Origin of the sequence: Bacillus sp. A01H, assembly GCF_045277205.1 — a bacterium.
Taxonomy (GTDB): Bacteria; Bacillota; Bacilli; order Bacillales; family Bacillaceae_G; genus Bacillus_A; species Bacillus_A paranthracis.
Map to the genome: position 1 here is coordinate 4,763,711 of NZ_CP117702.1, position 18,949 is coordinate 4,782,659.

Genomic DNA, 18,949 nt, shown 5'->3' on the forward strand with positions numbered 1-18,949 from the left:
TTTTCACCTTCTTTATTTATCATAGAAAAGGGGACGTAATTACGCCCCTTTTGATTTCAACTTTATTTTAAATCTATTGCCAAGTTTACGCTGGATTTTCTCTAACGCTTCTCCGCCGAATACTCTTTCAAGTACTCCTGTGCGAATTGCTAACAATCCGTAAACGAGACCGCCAAGACCTGCACAAATGGCAACTGTAATAAGAGCGCCAACTCGGCCATCCGGCGAAATCATGAAGGATAGAATCCATTGTGATAGTTTTACGACCACAACCATTACAAATGTTAATACTGCAATTTGGAACGTTCTCTTATATACAACACCGAATGAATAGTGTGCGTATTTTTTAATTTGTTGATTTGTGTACCAAACAGAAGCTAAGAAACCAACAGCTGTTGCTAGAATCGCCCCTACTGTACCGAAATAACGAATAAAGATTACGTTACATACAAATTTCAAAATAACACCCATTATAAGTGCGATAATCGCATGCTTTTGTTGGTTAATACCTTGCAGAATTGCCGCTGTTACTGTAAATAAAGCAAATAACAACGCAACCGGTGCATACCACATTAATACTTGTCCACCTAATGGATCTGAATCGTAAAATGCAGTATAAATCGGATAGGCAAGTGATGAAATACCGACAACTGCTGGCAATGTTAAGAACATATTTGCCTGGAATGTTTGTGTAATTTGTAACTTTAAATAACGGTATTGCTTTTCAGTAAATGATTTTGTAATCGCTGGTACGAGCGTTAAACTAAACGCTGTCGCAAGTGATACAGGAATCATAATTAATTTATGCGTCCACATTGTGAAAATACCGAGCGCTCGCTCTGCAATATCACCTTGGCCAATCGCTTGCATAATTGAGTTAAATGTCAATGTATCAATTTGTTGATATAAAGGAATTGTTAACCCAATTACAACGTAAGGAATCGCATATGCAAATAATTCTTTAAATAATTGAACAGTACTCACTGTCGATTCTGGTACAGTTTGTTCAATTAAATATTGATCCAAATGTTTTTTACGTTTTAGCCAGTACCAAATGAGTACACCGAGCGCTCCAACTGCTGAAACGAATGCAGCAAATGTCGCTACCCCAACTGCTGTTGCAACTGTACCACCAAGTACTTTAATAACGATAAAACTACCCGCTAATAAAAAGACGATACGAATAATTTGTTCAATAATTTGCGAAACAGTAGTTGGTCCCATCGATTGGTGACCTTGGAAATAACCACGAATTAAACTCGCTGCCGGCACAACAATAAGCGCAAAACTTACAAGACGAATAATCGTCGTAACTTCTCCTATATTACTGTGTACACTTTGTTTACCAAGCATTGCTTCTGCAAACAACGGCGCCGTCATGTACAGTACTAGGAATGAAAGAACTCCTGTTACTATCATCATAACCATTCCCGAGCGGAACATTCTCCGGCTCGTTTTATAATCGCCAAGCGCATTATATTTGGAAACGAATTTTGAAACAGCAAGCGGCACCCCTGCCGTTGCAATACTTAAAAAGATCGTATATGGAATGTATCCATATGTATAGAGCGTTCCGCCTTCTGTCCCTACTAATGCATGAAACGGAAAGACGTAAATCATGCCTAAGAACTTCACTAAAAATGTCCCTAACGTAACGATAAGCGTTCCGCGCAGAAATTTCGAATCGGACATACAAAAATCCTCCTACATCTACATAAAGTGAAACTATAATAAATTGAACTATTCGAGCATTCGAGAACTATTAGACTTCCCCTAACTCATAAGGTTTTAGTCCTATGGCCCACAAATAGCAGGATAGTGCTGAACTCTAACTTTTGTATTGTACCACAATTCTCTCCTTAAGCAGTACTTCACTCTATTTTTCTTTTAAGGGAAAACATGCTATTCTTTTAGGCAGGAAATGTAGAAAATGAGGTCGATATATTATGCATTATGATGTTATTGTCATCGGCGGCGGGCCTTCTGGGCTAATGGCTGCAATCGGTGCTGCAGAAGAAGGCGCAAGCGTCTTGCTTCTTGATAAAGGAAATAAACTAGGGCGTAAACTTGCGATTTCTGGTGGCGGCCGCTGTAACGTAACGAACCGTCTACCACTTGATGAGATCGTTAAACATATACCAGGAAATGGCCGCTTCTTATACAGCGCTTTTTCTATTTTTAATAATGAAGATATTATTACATTCTTCGAAAATCTCGGTGTAAAACTGAAAGAAGAGGATCATGGCCGCATGTTCCCTGTTTCAAATAAAGCCCAATCGGTAGTAGACGCACTTTTAACACGATTAAAAGATTTAGGTGTAAAGATCCGCACGAATACACCTGTTGAAACGATTGAATATGAAAATGGTCAAACGAAAGCAGTCGTACTAAAGACTGGCGAAGTGCTAGAAACAAATCACGTCGTTATCGCTGTTGGCGGAAAATCAGTTCCTCAAACCGGTTCTACTGGAGACGGATATGCTTGGGCAGAAAAAGCTGGTCATACAATTACAGAATTATTCCCAACAGAAGTACCAATCCTTTCAAACGAACCATTTATTCGAGACCGTTCACTACAAGGCCTCGCTTTACGAGACGTAAACTTAAGTGTATTAAACCCGAAAGGAAAAGCTATCATTTCTCACAAAATGGACATGCTCTTCACTCACTTCGGTTTATCTGGTCCTGCTGCTCTTCGCTGTAGTCAATTCGTTGTAAAAGCACTGAAAAAGTTCAAAACGAATACAGTGCAAATGAGCATCGATGCATTGCCAGAAGAAAATAGTGAACAACTATTCCAGCGCATGCTGAAACAAATGAAAGAAGATCCGAAAAAAGGAATTAAAAACGTGTTAAAAGGTTATGTTCCTGAACGTTACTTCCTATTCTTATTAGAAAAAAATGAAATTGATGGCAGCGAGCAAGCTGGACAAGTTTCTCACGAGAAGATTCGTGCACTTGTGAAAGACTTTAAAGAATTTACTGTAAATGTAAATGGTACGCAGTCAATTGAAAAAGCATTCGTTACTGGCGGCGGTGTATCCGTTAAAGAAATTAACCCGAAAGAAATGTCTTCTAAATTCACGAACGGCTTATATTTCTGCGGGGAAGTTCTTGATATTCACGGTTATACTGGTGGCTATAACATTACATCTGCTCTCGTTACTGGTAGAATTGCCGGAACGACAGCTGGAGAAAACGCGAAAATGCAATATTAAACTGAGAAACAGGGATTCCTGTTTCTTTTTTTATAGGTACATGAAATTATATCGGCGATTCTGTAAATATATCAGCGATTCTGCTACTTATATCGGCGATTTTCCAAATATATCAGCGATTCTGCTACTTATATCGGCGATTTTTCAAATATATCGACTTACCGACAAAAAACGACAAATATCCCCTCCCCTTAACTTTCCATTGCTTTTTTGTTGCTTTATTTACCTTAGTACCTTTATATTTTATATTGTTGAATATTTGAAAAAGGGTAAGGGGAAAACATATGAGAAAAAAAGTCATGATGTCTTTAATGCTAATGACGTTTCTTTCTGCTGTAGAAGGAACGATTGTTAGTACAGCGATCCCTCGTATAACGAGTGATTTATCCGGCGTTGAACTTGTTAGCTGGGTTTACGCAATTTACATGCTTGCCACAGCGGTTTCAACTCCAATATACGGAAAGCTAGCTGATTTATTTGGCCGTAAAAAAGTTTTACTTATTGGAGCTACAATCTTTTTAGTCGGTTCTGCACTTTGCGGTGTCGTTACATCGATGGAACAACTTATCGTCTTTCGTGCCCTTCAAGGTTTAGGTGCTGGTGCTGTCATGCCAATTACTATGACAATCATTGGTGACTTATATGACGAAGCGAAAGACCGCGCAAAAGCACAAGGATGGATAAGTGCTGTTTGGGGTGTCTCAGGTGTTATCGGACCATTAGTCGGCGGATTTTTAGTTGATTCTCTTTCTTGGCGTTATATTTTCTTCTTAAACGTTCCATTTGGAATTATCGCTTGCTTAATGATTGCCATTTACTACAAAGAATCTATTAAGCCTGCTAAGCACCATATCGACTATCTTGGTGCAACAGTATTCTCACTAAGTACGATTGCTCTACTATACGCATTATTAACAGGTAGCAGTAAGCAAAACTGGGGAGATATAACAATTATCGGCCTATTAATCTTCGCCGTCGTTTCATTCATTATTTTCTTATTCATCGAGAAAAAATCTCCGGAACCATTAATTCCGCTAGCACTTTTCTCTAACCGTACATTATCTACGATTAATATATTAACGCTTATCGCTGGCGCAATGATTATTAGTATTACAATGTACCTTCCAATTTGGAGCCAAGGTGTATTAGGAAAAAATGCAACAGAAGCCGGACTTATTTTAATGCCAATCCCTGTTATGTGGACATTTGGAGCTATTTTCTCTGGTAACTTAGTAGGAAAATTAAAAACGAAACAAATCATTTTACTTGGGGCTAGCATTTTATCAGTCGCTACGTTCTTATTATTTACATTATCAACACATTCACCATCGTTCCTTATTTATGTGGCAGTCGGATTATTCGGCTTAGGAATGGGACTTGTAACACCTATTTATATGGTAACAATTCAAGCTGCCGTACCAGCTCAAACACGCGGGACAGCAGTAGGTTTAAACACATTTATCAATACATTTAGCCAAACATTAGGTGCGGCAGTATTTGGCACAATCTTCAATACGATGATTCACGCACGTGGTATTAAAAACCTTGATCTTGTATCTGGCGGACATGGAGGTACTACAACAAACGTAGTAACCGAATCGCAATCCGCATTAGCATCAAGTGTACACGTCATTTATATGAGTACTTTTGTATTGGCAGTATGTACATTAATTATCGCTTGGCTTTTATTAAAGCCCGCTACACAAACGAGTGAGCAATAAGAAAGAGGATGACCAAAATGGTCATCCTCTTTTACTCTTCATTCTCCACAATATGTTTCAGCATGGACAATTTATTATCCCAAAAACGTTCATAATACGAGAGCCACTGTTGTAATTCCTCTAATGGTTCTGGATGCAAGCGATATATTTTCTCTCTTCCGCTTTTTCTTCCACTTACTAAATTCGCTTCTGAAAGAATATGAAGGTGCTTTACAACCGCAGTACGACTCATCGGAAAATGATCCGTTATTTTGGAAATCGGTAACTCTTTATCACTTAATAACCGTATTACTTCTCGGCGGGTTGGATCAGCAATTGCTTGAAACACATCATATTTCGCTGCTGATGAGGACACTTAGCCTTCGACAACCTTTTTCAGTTTTTCATTTACAATCGCTACCCAGCCTCCGCTCATTCTGTCGCGAATAATAGAGCTCTTCGCATTCGCTTTCGGAAGAATTTCATCAGGGTGTTTCCAGCCGCCGTGAATTAACGTAAATTCTGTTTTATTATCTCCTAGGTCTTTCAGATGAAATGAAACAACCCAGCCATCTGTATCCCATGAAAAAGATAGATGATTTGGCTCATCGATTTCTAATACTTTACATGGTGATGGTCCAAATGGTGATTGTACATGAAATTCATGTCCTACCTCTAATACGAAATCATTTGGCATAAACCATGAGGCAATCCCTTCTGCAGTTGATACTACATTCCACACCTTTTGAATAGACGCGTTAAAAACGATCGTTTGTTTAATGTCAGTTAATGTATGTTGTTGTTCCATTTCCATTCTCCTTTATTCGGCATTCAAATATAACACCTTTTGGTTACACTTCGATAATATAACACCTTTTAGTTTCATGTCAACGCTAACTCTTTTTTACTGTTGAGAAATTCTCAACATTTTTTCAACAGGACAAACACCCTCCGAACATTTCCTCATAATATACTCACAAAGGCAACAAAAAATAAAAACTTCTCTCAACATGAAACTCCATCATTCATCTTGGAAGAAGCGCCTTACGTATATCATGCGTATTTCGTCTCTCCTCCTTCCCTCAGGGACACTACGCGAGATATGAAAAATCAGAAGGAATATGCCCACCATTTGAGTAGGTAGTTATTTCTCTTCTCCTCAACATTTCCTTAGGAGCGAAATGACTACCGACTCACTTTTTTCAAACAAAAATAAAAAGGGGTTGAACGCTATGTTCTATTGCATTAACTGCTCTGATATTCACCATGAAAAACATCCGAATGATAAAGTATTCAAAAACGGTTTTTATATTGATCCATTTTTAGGTGATCGTTATCACCTTGGTATGTGTAAAGATGCCCAAAATCATGAGACAGGGGAGCCTCTTTTAACGACAAAGAAATTAGGCGCAACCCAATCTATTATGAACGTATTACCGACACATGTTGTCCCAACATAAAGCATAAAAAAGAGCTGGCTCATCCAGCTCTTTTTTATGCTTTATAAACGATCATTGCTGAAAAACAATAAATTTGGTTTTCGTCATCGTTAATAGAAACACCGACTTGGTACTTAATGTCTACAAAGTTACTATCATCAATCTTTTTCAAAAAAACATTTACAGCGTCTTCTAAGTCTTTTTCGTGACTTTCATCAAACACTTTTACACGAATCATGTTAACACCATCCTAGATCGCAGCCCTCCGCCGCTTGATTATTGCCACGGTGCGTATCTATGATGCGATAAAACTTTCCGTCTTCATATATATATCCGTCTTCTAACACATATTGTTTACCTTCAGTATAGACATAAAACTTACCTATCATAAATTTACTCGTATACAATTCCAAATAATCTGGTCTAAATTTAGCTACCACTTTATTTGTAATATCAATTTTTATTGTGCGCCCCACCTTCTCTCCCTCCTTTGCAAAGAACGGATTTAGGTATATTGTATTAGCGATTTTACATTTTATGCTTAAAAATAAGTGGATATGCCTCCTTTCTCCGCCTGTACTATTTTTCTAAAAAAATCATCCATAAATAAAAGCAAAAAAAATATATATAAAAAGAGCTTTTACTTATTGACTCAAATATAATTATTATGGTATTATATAAAATTTGACATTTCCATTCACTTATGCTATCATTAAAGATGGTTACCACATATGGAGGTGGATGATTTGTTTCAAATTGGTGATAAAATCGTTTATCCAATGAACGGCGCAGGAGTCATCGAAGCCATTGAAGAGAAAGAAATATTAGGAACAATACGTCAATATTGTGTAATACGTATCATTAGTAAGGATATGCAAGTAATGCTTCCGATGGATCAATTACAAAAATCAGGTATTCGTTATATCGTAGATAAAGGTACGTTAGATGATATACTTCTTGAATTTCAAAACGGGGAATCAGATACATCACTTTCCTGGAAACAAAGATATACAATGAATATGGAAAAAATGAAAAACGGCAATCTGCAAGATAGTGCAGAAGTTGTTCGGGATTTACTTCGCCGCAATAAAGAGAGAGCTTTAAATGCGAGCGAAAAACAAATGCTAGATAACGCCCGAAAAATGATGATTAGTGAAGTTGCACTCGTGCAAAATGTTTCTGAACATCAAGCAACAGAATATCTTCAAGATACAATTAATCACTAAATTTAAAATAGCTGGCCGCTATTTTTTTTTGTAAAAAAAGGACGAAGAGTTTTATCTCTTCGTCCTTTTCTATTACCCACGCCCAGCTTGAAACGATGGATATAACGTCATTCCACCATCTGCAAATAGCGTAATGCCCGTTACATAACTCGCCTCTGAAGAAGCGAGCCAAGTTGCTACTGCTGCAATTTCTTCTGGTTTTCCGATGTAGCCCATCGGTATCATACTTTCTACGTCAGCACGTTTTTTAGGATCAGCAAACTTTTCTGCATTGATCGGCGTATTAATTGCACCTGGCCCTATATTATTTACTCGAATACCTTTTGGTGCATATTCTAACGCTAACGTTTCTGTCATCAGTTTAATACCACCCTTACTTGCTGCATAGTGCACAAATAATGGCCACGGAATTTTCTCATGAACACTCGACATATTAATGACAGATCCTTTAATATCATGTTCTACAAAATATTTAATCGCTTCACGGCTTCCTAAAAAAGCACCTGTTAAATTTGTGTTAATTACCCTATTCCTTCAAGCGGCATTTCATGCGATGGTACCGCATTTTCTATCCCTGCATTGTTAATCATAACGTCAAGCGTACCAAACTCTTTCACAGCAGATTGAATGAGATTCGCCACATCTGATTCGACCGTCACATCACCTTTTACAGCAATCGCTTCTCCGCCTACCTTTTTAATTTCTTCTAACACATCATTCGCTTCTGACTCCCGTGAGCGATAATTAATCACTACCTTTGCTTTCTCCTCAGCAAACCTTACCCCCATTGCTCTTCCAAGACCACTTGCTGATCCTGTAATAACGACAACCTTTCCTGCTAAATCACTATACATTTCCATACCTCCTTTAACTTTTTGCTATACCTAGCATAATTCCGGCTGCGATAATAAAAACGATACCGACAACAATACCCGTTAATTGGCGTTTCGTTTTTCTTTCACCTAATATAAGAATCCCGCCAAGTGTCGAAATAATAATTCCCATTTGCGATAACGAGAAACTTGTTGCCACTCCAACACGCGGCTGTGAAATGAATAAAAACATATTTCCAGCTGCCCAAATTAATCCTGGAATAATATTTCGTATTGCATATTTATTAAATGGATGATGTTTAAAAGTAAGCAAAATCCCTCCTAACACCATACCAACTGCTTGTGGTAACAAAGCTGACCAACCATCTACGTTAAACAGTCTAATCACTACTACGTAAACTAAATAACCGACTGTTGAAATTAATAAAATGATAATACCCCTTTTAAAATTCCCCGCTTGCTCTGCATTCTTTTCTTCTTCACTTTGAAGAGATGTTAAAATAACACCAATAATAATACAAACGAGAGCTAATACACCAAGGACGACTGATATTGTTGTGGACCACTCATGAAATACGATGACTCCAAATAAAGTTGTCGCAACTAATTGAAGTCCTGTTGAAATGGGCATCGTCCTTGAAACGCCCATTAAATCAATACTTTTTAATTGATTCGCCTGACCAAGCGCCCAAAATAAACCTGACACAATACCAACTCCGATAACAGTAGGAGTCAATACTGGTTTCATAAAAATATAAACAACAATCGAGAAAATAAGCGCGCCAAGCGTTGTTCCGAGCGTTTGACTATACGGTCCCCCGCCCAGTTTTACGTTAAATAGCACAATACTTCCCCAAAATATAGCTGGTAAAATCGCTAAAAATATATCCATTGCTCATTACCTTTCTTTACTAAATGTCATAGGTTATCACTCTGAATCAGTAGAGTGAGCTTTTATTTTTTCTTTTTCCCTTTCACAAATTTTTTCTGCAATAGCACCAGAAACATTCTTTTCTCGCTCCACTTTCTTTATCCTTACGTGATCTAAATAATCTTCCAAAGTAAGCGTAACTTTATCATTTGGCGGATTATGTGCTCCTTGAAATGTAAGAAATTGTAGCGTCACTTCATATCTAGGAACGAACTCACCATTCTTGCCGAGACGCTTTATATTGATAACTGAAGCACATTCATATTGATCTTCTGTCACTTGTCTTATCACAGAATAATATCGATTTAATAATGCACTTTCTAAAAGTTGTTCATTCGATTCTTTTGCCAAAGAATAACTTGGCAAAAAGGAAAAGATAGAACATATCATTGTTAGCATTACACATATTTTTTTCATAACGCCCTCCTTGTTCTATACGTTAGTGTTCTCAAAAACGCCATAAAAAAAACGACTTTCCCTATATAGGAAAGTCGTTTTAATGAATCCAATATTAACCACCGCTCACTGGTGGGATTAGTGCAACAACATCACCAGATTGAATTGTATCATCTTCATTTGCATATTCTTCATTAATCGCAACCATAATTGGTTCTGTGACTGGTACATTATATTCTTTTGCAATAACATCTTTTAACTCTGCAACCGTAATACTTTCTTTCTCTATTTGTAATTCACTTCTTCCTGCTTCTTCTTGCAAGTTCGCAAATAACAATACTCGAATCATACTTATAGCTCCTTCCCAGGCTCTCCCGCCGGATATGGCGTTTTTTCTAATTGATCGCCAATCCAAGAGTCTCCATCTTCCCAAAACTCTTTTTTCCAAATCGGAACAATTTGTTTTATGCGTTCCATAATATATTCATTTGCTTCATAAGCCGCTTTACGATGCGGCGTTGAAACAGCCACAACAACCGCAATATCAGAAATTTGCAGTGTACCGATGCGATGTGTAATCGCAACGTGTGTACCTGGCCATTTCTCTTTCACTTCTGATCCGATTTTCTCTAGCATCCTTTCTGCCATCGTTTTATAAGCGACATATTCTAAGTATAATGTACGACGCCCTTTCGTAAACTCTCTAACCGTTCCAATAAATGTTGTAACAGCACCACATTCGCGGCGAATAACCTTATTCGCTACTTCTTCAATTGAAATTTCTGTATCAATTACTTCATAATACGTATTTTTCATTTCGCACTCCTTACCGTTTGTAAAAACCAGTCTATGTACAATTTTTCTTCTGTTATATGAAATACTTTATATTCTTCTCGTAAGTTTGCAGGAGCATCATACCACGTAATAACTGCTACTATATTTTCTACTTTATGTAAAAGTTCAACGTCTTCCTCAGAACGAAGTAACACCACTTTCGGATAGCTCTCTTTTTTATAGCCCTCAATTAAAATTGTATCCACTTCAAAAAACTCGTATAAACGGATAATTTCTTGCAAGGACCATTCCTCTCTTAATGACGACAATGAAAGTAATCCAGCGCCTTCTACACTACTTACGACAGCACCGGCCTTTCTATGCCTTTCACTATCTTTTTGCGCTACTTCTGGAAACCCTCCATGCCCGTGATGTTTAATCGTAGCAACTTTTATTTTCCGTACAGCTAATGCATGTACAATTTTCTCTACAAGTGTTGTTTTCCCGCTATTTTGATACCCTACTATTTGTAAGATTGAAGGGGCTTTGCCCATGGCCAATCACATCCCTCAGCGTGCTCTAACAATAATACAGACACTTTCATCCCTGCCTCAAAGCCTCTCGTTCCTCCAGGCAACACAATAAAAGCATTCGCATCTGCAAGTGAAGATACCGCACTCGATTTATCTAAACCGACCGGCATCGCTTGTAATGCCCCGTCCACAATTGTCACCTTTGCTCTTACAAAACGAGTAAACGGATTCGGCTTTGGAAAATCTTTTTGTAAAATAGCATCTGCTCTATATATGTGAGGTTCTTTCGCATTCAAATATGTTTTTATAACTGGATGCACAAATAGCTCAAATCCTACGTAACAAGCTGACGGATTCCCTGATAAACCGAAAAGTAACTTTCCATCCACTTCAGCTACAGTCGTTACACTTCCTGGTCTCATCGCTATTTTATTGAAGAGTACATTCGCTTGTAATCTTTCATAAATAGCTGGCAAGTAGTCATAATCTCCTACCGACACACCGCCTGTCGTAATTAAAATATCAACTTCATCCATCGCTGCTTGAACAGCTGTAAAACATGCATCTAACTCGTCAGCAAGTTGGCCATAATATCGGACTTTACCTCCGGCTTTCATAATTTGAGCAGCAATCATATAAGAGTTACTATTTCTAATTTTCCCCGGCTGTAACGACTCATGTACTTCTAACAATTCACTTCCTGTCGTCACAATACCAACAACAGGCTGTTTTACAACTTTCACAGTACTATATCCAAACGTCGCTAATAAGGCCGCAACACCTGGATTAATTGCAACACCTTTCTGAACGAGAACTTGATTTTGTTTTATATCTTCCCCTTTAAATGACACATTGTCGCCACTATGAAAAGGACGCTTTAACTTCATATATGTTTTTCCGTTCTTCTCAAAGCCTTCCGTCAGTTCTAGCATTACAACTGCATTACAATCCGCTGGAATAGCTGCTCCTGTCATAATACGAACCGCCTGAAAAGATCCTACTGTATCTAGAAAAACAGACCCCGCTCCGATTTCTCCTATTACTTCAAACTCAATTGCATTCTCTTGATTTGCTTCTTTCGTATCTTCCGCTCGAATTGCGAAACCATCGTAAGGAGAACGATCAAAATGAGGAACGTCATGATCAGAGACAACATCCTCCCCAAGAATTCTCCCGTAACTTTCCGTAATAGAAACTTCTTCTACTTCACCAATTTTCGCATATTCCATTACTCTCTCTACTGCCTCAGCAACTTGAATCGGAATTCGTTTTTCTACCATCGTTTCTCACCCCATATTTGCAATTTTTTTTATCTCGATTAAACTTTATATATTAAATAGAAATTACTTCAAGGAGGAATTCCATGTCTTCATTCACACACTTTAATGACCAAGGACGCGCGAAAATGGTTGATATAAGCGACAAAAAAGCAACCGTTCGAACAGCAATTGCGTGCTCTAGCATTGTCGTTACAAAAGAAATTTACGATAAAATCTCTCATAATGAAATCGGGAAAGGTGACGTATTAGCAGTTGCACAAATCGCTGGTATTATGGCTGCGAAACGCACTTCTGATATTATCCCAATGTGTCATCCTTTATTATTAAAAGGTGTTGACGTTTCTTTCGATTGGAAACAATCTGATGAACAATATCGATTACTGATTGAAGTAAAAGTTAAAACAGAAGGTAGCACCGGTGTTGAAATGGAAGCTTTAACAGCTGCTTCCGCTACTGCCCTTACTGTGTATGATATGTGTAAAGCTGTTGATAAAGGTATGATTATTGGCGAAACGTACTTACTTGAAAAAACAGGTGGAAAAAGTGGAGATTATACGAGAAAGTCTTAACCTTCTCCCTGTTGAACCTAAAGGACTTCCCTTTAGGTTCAACCTATATATCTTGCATATAAACGTTTTGCTACATTTATATCATTCGTCCCATGAATAAAAGCTCTGCCATCTGTAAATAAAACAAAACGAAATTCCTCTACCAGAAACGATACTAAATACGGAGTAGCCTTTACATCCACACTTCTTTGTAAGCGCTTTTTAATTTCTTCTAAATTAAATTCATTCCGCACACCTGGACGGATTTGTACTGTATTTCGTCCACATAACACTTCTGTTTTCGTTTGTGCTTCAAATGTTAAACTCGGATATGTACGTAATCTTCCGCAAGATAAACACGTTTCTTTTTTCTGTCTATTCACTTTAAATGCCATCTGTTGATTATTCCAAAGATCAAACGATAACATCGTTTCGCGAAGCGCCCCATAGTCTTCTACTAATATTTTCAACGCTTCTGTTATTTGATGCGCAACTACTAATTGCACCGCCGGCTGTATAATACCAGCCGTATCACATGTTGCTCCGCTTGCTGGATGCTCCATTAAACAGCGGAAACACGGTGTTTTTCCTGGTACAATTGTATACGTTACTCCGTAGCTTCCGACACAACCACCATATATCCATGGAATATTATACTTTTGTGAAATATCATTAATAAGAAGACGCGTTTCAAAATTATCTGTCGCATCTAATATTAAATCTACACCCTTCACTAACTCTTCCATTTCCTGCACTGTTACATCCGTCACAACCGGATTTATTTCCACCTCAGAATTAATCGCTTTTAAATGCTCTGCCGCTGCTACCGCCTTCGGTTTATACTGCTTTGCATCTTCTTCTGTATATAATTGTTGCCTTTGTAAATTACTCCACTCTACATAATCACGATCCGCAATTGTTACTTTTCCAACACCTGCTCTAACAATCGCTTCTGCATTTGCTGCACCAAGAGCTCCAGCACCAATAATAAGCACATGCTTCTCTCTAATTTTTCTCTGTCCTTCTTCTCCAACACCAGAAAATAATATTTGCCTTGAATATCGCTCCTGCATACGATAGCCTCCCTTCTTATCCCCCTATATAAGACATTTCAATTTTCGGACGATTTTTCGCACTTTCTTCTGTCCGTTCATCCGAATACCTATCTTTTCTATTCATCCATACATCTTGTATAACGCTTACTAACTCCTCATCCGAAAGATTTCCTCTAAGAAGTTCCCTTAGGTCGAGTCCCTCTGTCGCAAATAAGCAAGTATAAAACTTTCCATCTGCTGAAATTCTCGCTCTCGTACAAGAGGAACAAAAGGACTCAGAAACAGAAGTAATAAAACCGACTTCAACATTTGTTCCAACGTAACGATATCGCTTCGCAACTTCACCAAAATAATGCGCTTCAGCTGGCTCAAGCGGATACACGCGATGAATCATCTCAATTAACTCTCGCTTCGTAACAACTTGATCAAAATTCCATCCATTTGTACTACCAACATCCATAAACTCAATGAACCTAAGCGGGATTCCTTGCTCTTTAAAATACGCAGCCATCGGAAGTACTTGATGATCATTCATCCCTTTTTTCACAACCATGTTTACCTTTACATCAAGCCCAGCCTCTTTTGCAGCCATAATTCCCTTTATAACAGGTTTCGTATTAATATTCCGGCCATTAATAGCCTTAAATACATCATCATCTATTGCATCCAAACTAACATTTACTCTATGTAATCCAGCTTCTTTTAATACTTTTGCTTGCTTTGTTAAATGAATTGCATTGGTCGTTAACCCTATATCTAATAGCCCGTCAATTTTCACGAGACGTGCAATAAGTTTTGCTAAATCTTTACGAAGTAGTGGCTCGCCACCAGTAAGTCTAATTTTTCGTACACCGATGCTCACAAATAGTTTTGCTAAACGCTCAATTTCATCAAACATCAGTAAAAACTCATCTTTCAAAAAAGCATAATCTGGCCCAAACACTTCCGCTGGCATACAATATGTACATCTAAAATTGCAACGATCAATGACAGATATGCGCAAATCTTGAAGTGGGCGTCCAAAAAAATCTGTAACCATCTCCTGCATCGCCACCCTCCCTTTCTGCCAAATTTCTTTCTTTTCATTCTATTATAATATATTTTCGAACTGCGATGTTTTTACTCATGTGAATAAAGTAAAACTTTCCTAATCAATGAGACTACATACAAATAAGGAGATAAAAAACCTTGAAGCATAAAAGCCCCAAGGTTTTCTCCTTATTAACTTAATCTAATAATCGTTAAAGTAGCTCCTGGCGTTGCCGTCGATAATGTAGCCAACGCAACTACTCCAAATAATTGTAAGCTAACGGCAGCTCCAGCAGGCAAGTTAGCAATGATTGTTGCACTAAATGAACCGGTAGCTACTGTCGGAGCATTTATCGTTCCCGCAAGTGGGCTACTATTTACAGTTATACGGGAACTCACAAGTAAACCTGCTGTTAAATTAATTGTATAGGCTATATAATAATTCCCTGCATTTGCAACTGTAAATACAGTATTCCCACCACTAACAGTTATTCCCGGTCCAATATTTTGATTGTTTGGTAACGGAATATTCGTGCCACCTAACAAAACAGAAATAACACTTCCTGATGTATTATTCGCAAACGCGTACGTTGCAGTTGTACTAACTCCAGTCGCCCCGGTCGCTCCCGTGTCTCCTGTTGGACCGGTATTTCCGGTCGGGCCAGTACTTCCCGTTGCTCCGGTGCTTCCTGTTGGACCCGTGTTTCCTGTCGCTCCGGTGCTTCCGGTTGGGCCGGTACTCCCCGTTAGACCCGTGTTTCCTGTCGCTCCCGTACTTCCTGTTGCTCCGGTATTTCCGGTCGGGCCAGTACTTCCCGTTGTTCCGGTGCTTCCTGTTGGACCCGTATCTCCCGTTGCTCCGGTGCTTCCTGTTGGACCTGTGCTTCCCGTTGATCCTGTATCTCCTGTTGCTCCTGTACTTCCCGTTGCTCCGGTTACTCCCGTATTTCCGGTTGGGCCGGTGCTTCCTGTTGATCCTGTGCTTCCTGTCGGGCCGGTGCTTCCCGTTGCTCCGGTATTTCCTGTTGCTCCTGTACTTCCCGTTGCTCCGGTATCTCCTGTTGCTCCTGTACTTCCCGTTGCTCCGGTTACTCCCGTATTTCCGGTTGGACCTGTGCTTCCTGTTGGGCCGGTGCTTCCTGTTGATCCCGTGCTTCCTGTCGGGCCGGTACTCCCCGTTGGACCGGTGTTTCCTGTTACTCCGGTACTTCCTGTTGGACCCGTTTCTCCTGTTGCTCCGGTGCTTCCTGTTGGGCCGGTACTCCCTGTTGCTCCTGCACTTCCCGTTGCTCCTGTACTTCCTGTCGGGCCGGTGCTTCCCGTTGATCCGGTATTTCCTGTTGCTCCTGTACTTCCCGTTGCTCCTGTACTCCCTGTTGGTCCCGTACTTCCCGTGGCTCCCGTTACTCCCGTATTTCCGGTTGATCCGGTACTTCCCGTTGGACCCGTATCTCCCGTTGAACCCGTGCTTCCGGTTGGGCCGGTGCTTCCTGTTGATCCCGTACTTCCCGTTGATCCCGTTGATCCCGTACTTCCTGTCGCTCCTGTACTTCCTGTCGCTCCTGTACTTCCCGTTGGTCCTGTTACTCCCGTTGAACCTGTGCTTCCTGTTGGGCCTGTGCTTCCTGTTGATCCCGTACTTCCGGTCGGGCCGGTGCTTCCTGTTGATCCCGTATCTCCTGTCACTCCTGTATTTCCTGTCACTCCTGTATTTCCGGTTGGGCCGGTGCTTCCCGTGGCTCCCGTGGCTCCCGTACTTCCTGTTGGGCCCGTATCTCCCGTTGCCCCTGTATTTCCTGTCGCTCCCGTACTTCCCGTTACTCCTGTATTTCCGGTTGGGCCTGTTACTCCCGTACTTCCCGTTGATCCCGTACTTCCGGTCGGACCCGTATCTCCCGTTGCCCCGGTATTTCCTATCGCTCCCGTACTTCCCGTTACTCCTGTATTTCCGGTTGGGCCTGTTACTCCCGTTGCTCCCGTACTTCCTGTTGGGCCCGTACTTCCTATTGCTCCCGTACTTCCTGTTGCTCCTGTACTTCCTGTTGCTCCTGTACTTCCTGTTGCTCCTGTACTTCCCGTTGCTCCCGTATTTCCGGTTGGGCCGGTGCTTCCCGTTGATCCTGTATTTCCTGTTGCTCCTGCACTTCCCGTGGCTCCTGTACTTCCTGTCGGGCCGGTGCTTCCCGTTGATCCTGTATTTCCTGTTGCTCCTGTACTTCCCGTTGCTCCGGTTACTCCCGTATTTCCGGTTGGGCCTGTTACTCCCGTTGCTCCCGTACTTCCGGTCGGGCCGGTGCTTCCTGTTGATCCCGTGCTTCCTGTTGATCCCGTACTTCCCGTTGCTCCCGTTACTCCCGTATTTCCGGTTGGGCCGGTTACTCCCGTGGCTCCTGTACTTCCGGTCGGGCCCGTATCTCCCGTTGCCCCTGTATTTCCTATCGCTCCCGTACTTCCCGTTATTCCTGTATTTCCGGTTGGGCCGGTTACTCCCGTTGAACCCATGCTTCCTGTTGGGCCGGTGCTTCCCGTTGGACCAGTGTTCCCCGTCGCTCCGGTATTTCCAGTTGATCCGGTACTTCCCGTTGGACCCGTATCTCCCGTTGAACCCGTGCTTCCGGTTGGGCCGGTGCTTCCTGTTGATCCCGTACTTCCCGTGGCTCCCGTACTTCCCGTCGCTCCCGTACTTCCCGTGGCTCCCGTACTTCCCGTTGGGCCTGTTACTCCCGTGGCTCCTGTACTTCCGGTCGGACCCGTATCTCCCGTTGCCCCTGTATTTCCTATCGCTCCCGTACTTCCCGTTATTCCTGTATTTCCGGTTGGGCCTGTTACTCCCGTTGATCCCGTACTTCCGGTCGGACCCGTATCTCCCGTTGCCCCTGTATTTCCTGTCGCTCCCGTACTTCCCGTTACTCCTGTATTTCCGGTTGGGCCGGTTACTCCCGTGGCTCCTGTACTTCCGGTCGGGCCCGTATCTCCTGTTGCCCCGGTATTTCCTATCGCTCCCGTACTTCCGGTCGGGCCTGTTACTCCCGTGGCTCCTGTACTTCCTATCGCTCCCGTACTTCCCGTTACTCCTGTATTTCCGGTTGGGCCTGTTACTCCCGTGGCTCCCGCGCTTCCCGTCGCTCCCGTACTTCCGGTCGGACCCGTATCTCCCGTTGCCCCTGTATTTCCTGTCGCTCCCGTACTTCCCGTTACTCCTGTACTTCCGGTTGGGCCTGTTACTCCCGTTGAACCCGTGCTTCCTGTTGATCCCGTATCTCCTGTCACTCCTGTATTTCCTGTCACTCCTGTATTTCCGGTTGGGCCTGTGCTTCCCGTGGCTCCCGTACTTCCGGTCGGACCCGTATCTCCCGTTGCCCCTGTATTTCCTGTCGCTCCCGTACTTCCCGTTACTCCTGTATTTCCGGTTGGGCCTGTTACTCCCGTGGCTCCCGTGCTTCCCGTCGCTCCCGTACTTCCGGTTGGACCTGTTACTCCCATTGATCCCGTACTTCCGGTTGCTCCGGTACTCCCCGTCGGCCCTGTCGTCCCTGTCATTCCAGTTGGCACTGGAGGAAAAGTAGGACCAACAAGATCTGGTGATAACTTAAAATTAGAATGTATCGACCTTTTTATTTTTAAATTTTCATCATTTCCTTCCACTACTCCCACCACCTCGTATATTAATATTTAAGCCCTATTACAGGCTTAGATTTTCTTCTTAATAAGAGCCCTATAAATAAAAATACTTGGACGTCCCAAGATATTTCTAGATAATGATTTTAGGATCATTTGGGACAATTCTTTCACCTCCTGTGGATTTACCACATTTGAAGAGTGTTTCTCAGTGAACGTGCGGGACTCCCTACTCGCAGGCTGAGCAGCCTGACCCTCGAACCTAGATGATAGTAGCTCTAGGGCGGCTTTCGATTCAGGACTAGCTCTCATACACGAGGTTGTTGGTCGGCGTACACACTAGAGATATCTCGAGACGTCCAAGAAATG

Annotated in this window: 19 protein-coding genes and 1 pseudogene; 5 read left to right on the top strand and 15 right to left on the bottom strand. The window is 41.3% G+C overall.

From position 1 onward, the window contains the following. Positions 1-39 precede the first annotated feature (39 nt). Positions 40-1,692 carry a polysaccharide biosynthesis protein gene (locus PSR14_RS25280; protein ID WP_001284047.1) on the bottom strand — a complete coding sequence of 551 codons (1,653 nt, stop codon included), beginning with the start codon at positions 1,690-1,692 and terminating at the stop codon, positions 40-42. A gap of 254 nt (positions 1,693-1,946) precedes the next feature. Here PSR14_RS25280 and PSR14_RS25285 point away from each other — a divergent pair, with 254 nt between their 5' ends. Together PSR14_RS25285 and PSR14_RS25290 are read left to right on the top strand one after the other, a co-directional pair. Further along, positions 1,947-3,218 carry an NAD(P)/FAD-dependent oxidoreductase gene (locus tag PSR14_RS25285; protein ID WP_000558878.1) on the top strand — a complete coding sequence of 424 codons (1,272 nt, stop codon included), beginning with the start codon at positions 1,947-1,949 and terminating at the stop codon, positions 3,216-3,218. 284 nt (positions 3,219-3,502) lie between these two features. Continuing rightward, positions 3,503-4,939, top strand: coding sequence for an MDR family MFS transporter (locus tag PSR14_RS25290; protein WP_095843191.1), 1,437 nt, complete (start codon positions 3,503-3,505; stop codon positions 4,937-4,939). Between the two features lie 31 nt (positions 4,940-4,970). Here PSR14_RS25290 and PSR14_RS25295 read toward each other — a convergent pair whose 3' ends face one another. Both PSR14_RS25295 and PSR14_RS25300 read right to left on the bottom strand, forming a co-directional pair. Then, entirely contained in the window at positions 4,971-5,294 is a 324-nt protein-coding gene (locus tag PSR14_RS25295; protein WP_000098837.1) for a helix-turn-helix transcriptional regulator, read from the bottom strand. After that, positions 5,295-5,726: an SRPBCC domain-containing protein gene (locus tag PSR14_RS25300; protein ID WP_000437669.1), complete on the bottom strand. Its 432-nt coding sequence runs from the start codon at positions 5,724-5,726 to the stop codon at positions 5,295-5,297. A 424-nt stretch (positions 5,727-6,150) separates the two neighbouring features. On the opposite strand from PSR14_RS25300, the gene PSR14_RS25305 reads away from it, so the two are divergent. Further along, a complete protein-coding gene (locus tag PSR14_RS25305; RefSeq protein ID WP_000498984.1) occupies positions 6,151-6,378 on the top strand; it encodes a DUF3973 domain-containing protein in 228 nt (75 codons plus the stop codon). 34 nt (positions 6,379-6,412) lie between these two features. On the opposite strand, the gene PSR14_RS25310 is transcribed toward PSR14_RS25305, so the two are convergent. Both PSR14_RS25310 and PSR14_RS25315 read right to left on the bottom strand, forming a co-directional pair. Beyond that, positions 6,413-6,595, bottom strand: a complete 183-nt coding sequence (locus tag PSR14_RS25310) for a sporulation protein Cse60 (protein WP_000621751.1) — start codon at positions 6,593-6,595, stop codon at positions 6,413-6,415. A 1-nt stretch (position 6,596) separates the two neighbouring features. Further along, positions 6,597-6,833, bottom strand: a complete 237-nt coding sequence (locus PSR14_RS25315) for a DUF2553 family protein (RefSeq protein WP_000533800.1) — start codon at positions 6,831-6,833, stop codon at positions 6,597-6,599. Positions 6,834-7,088: 255 nt separating this feature from the next. Here PSR14_RS25315 and PSR14_RS25320 point away from each other — a divergent pair, with 255 nt between their 5' ends. Beyond that, positions 7,089-7,583: a CarD family transcriptional regulator gene (locus tag PSR14_RS25320; protein WP_001998466.1), complete on the top strand. Its 495-nt coding sequence runs from the start codon at positions 7,089-7,091 to the stop codon at positions 7,581-7,583. A 72-nt stretch (positions 7,584-7,655) separates the two neighbouring features. On the opposite strand, the pseudogene PSR14_RS25325 reads toward PSR14_RS25320, so the two are convergent. The 7 genes and pseudogenes from PSR14_RS25325 to moeA form a co-directional block, all read right to left on the bottom strand. After that, positions 7,656-8,437: pseudogene (locus PSR14_RS25325) on the bottom strand (glucose 1-dehydrogenase). 13 nt (positions 8,438-8,450) lie between these two features. Beyond that, entirely contained in the window at positions 8,451-9,308 is an 858-nt protein-coding gene (gene glcU / locus PSR14_RS25330; RefSeq protein ID WP_000350871.1) for a glucose uptake protein GlcU, read from the bottom strand. A 36-nt stretch (positions 9,309-9,344) separates the two neighbouring features. Beyond that, positions 9,345-9,764 carry a DUF3888 domain-containing protein gene (locus PSR14_RS25335; protein WP_000717661.1) on the bottom strand — a complete coding sequence of 140 codons (420 nt, stop codon included), beginning with the start codon at positions 9,762-9,764 and terminating at the stop codon, positions 9,345-9,347. Positions 9,765-9,858: 94 nt separating this feature from the next. Beyond that, positions 9,859-10,092, bottom strand: coding sequence for a molybdopterin converting factor subunit 1 (moaD, locus tag PSR14_RS25340; protein WP_000621789.1), 234 nt, complete (start codon positions 10,090-10,092; stop codon positions 9,859-9,861). A 2-nt stretch (positions 10,093-10,094) separates the two neighbouring features. Beyond that, positions 10,095-10,559 carry a molybdopterin synthase catalytic subunit MoaE gene (moaE, locus tag PSR14_RS25345; RefSeq protein ID WP_048557780.1) on the bottom strand — a complete coding sequence of 155 codons (465 nt, stop codon included), beginning with the start codon at positions 10,557-10,559 and terminating at the stop codon, positions 10,095-10,097. Further along, on the bottom strand, positions 10,556-11,071 hold the full coding sequence (gene mobB / locus PSR14_RS25350) for a molybdopterin-guanine dinucleotide biosynthesis protein B (RefSeq protein ID WP_048557779.1): 516 nt from the start codon (positions 11,069-11,071) through the stop codon (positions 10,556-10,558). The genes moaE and mobB overlap by 4 nt, the downstream gene beginning before the upstream one ends. Continuing rightward, positions 11,041-12,330 carry a molybdopterin molybdotransferase MoeA gene (gene moeA, locus PSR14_RS25355; RefSeq protein WP_000229678.1) on the bottom strand — a complete coding sequence of 430 codons (1,290 nt, stop codon included), beginning with the start codon at positions 12,328-12,330 and terminating at the stop codon, positions 11,041-11,043. The genes mobB and moeA overlap by 31 nt, the downstream gene beginning before the upstream one ends. An 83-nt stretch (positions 12,331-12,413) precedes the next feature. Between moeA and moaC the strand changes: the two genes are divergently transcribed. Next, positions 12,414-12,899 (top strand): cyclic pyranopterin monophosphate synthase MoaC, encoded by a 486-nt coding sequence (gene moaC / locus PSR14_RS25360; RefSeq protein ID WP_000094141.1) that lies wholly within the window; start codon positions 12,414-12,416, stop codon positions 12,897-12,899. Between the two features lie 38 nt (positions 12,900-12,937). Here moaC and PSR14_RS25365 read toward each other — a convergent pair whose 3' ends face one another. The 3 genes from PSR14_RS25365 to PSR14_RS25375 all read right to left on the bottom strand — a co-directional run bounded on the left by PSR14_RS25365 (position 12,938) and on the right by PSR14_RS25375 (position 18,607). Next, positions 12,938-13,951 (bottom strand): molybdopterin-synthase adenylyltransferase MoeB, encoded by a 1,014-nt coding sequence (locus PSR14_RS25365; protein ID WP_046198214.1) that lies wholly within the window; start codon positions 13,949-13,951, stop codon positions 12,938-12,940. A 16-nt stretch (positions 13,952-13,967) separates the two neighbouring features. Beyond that, a complete protein-coding gene (moaA, locus tag PSR14_RS25370) occupies positions 13,968-14,981 on the bottom strand; it encodes a GTP 3',8-cyclase MoaA (protein WP_098487690.1) in 1,014 nt (337 codons plus the stop codon). A 173-nt stretch (positions 14,982-15,154) separates the two neighbouring features. Continuing rightward, complete coding sequence (locus tag PSR14_RS25375) at positions 15,155-18,607, bottom strand: beta strand repeat-containing protein (RefSeq protein ID WP_406644079.1); 3,453 nt, start codon at positions 18,605-18,607, stop codon at positions 15,155-15,157. Positions 18,608-18,949: the final 342 nt, after the last annotated feature.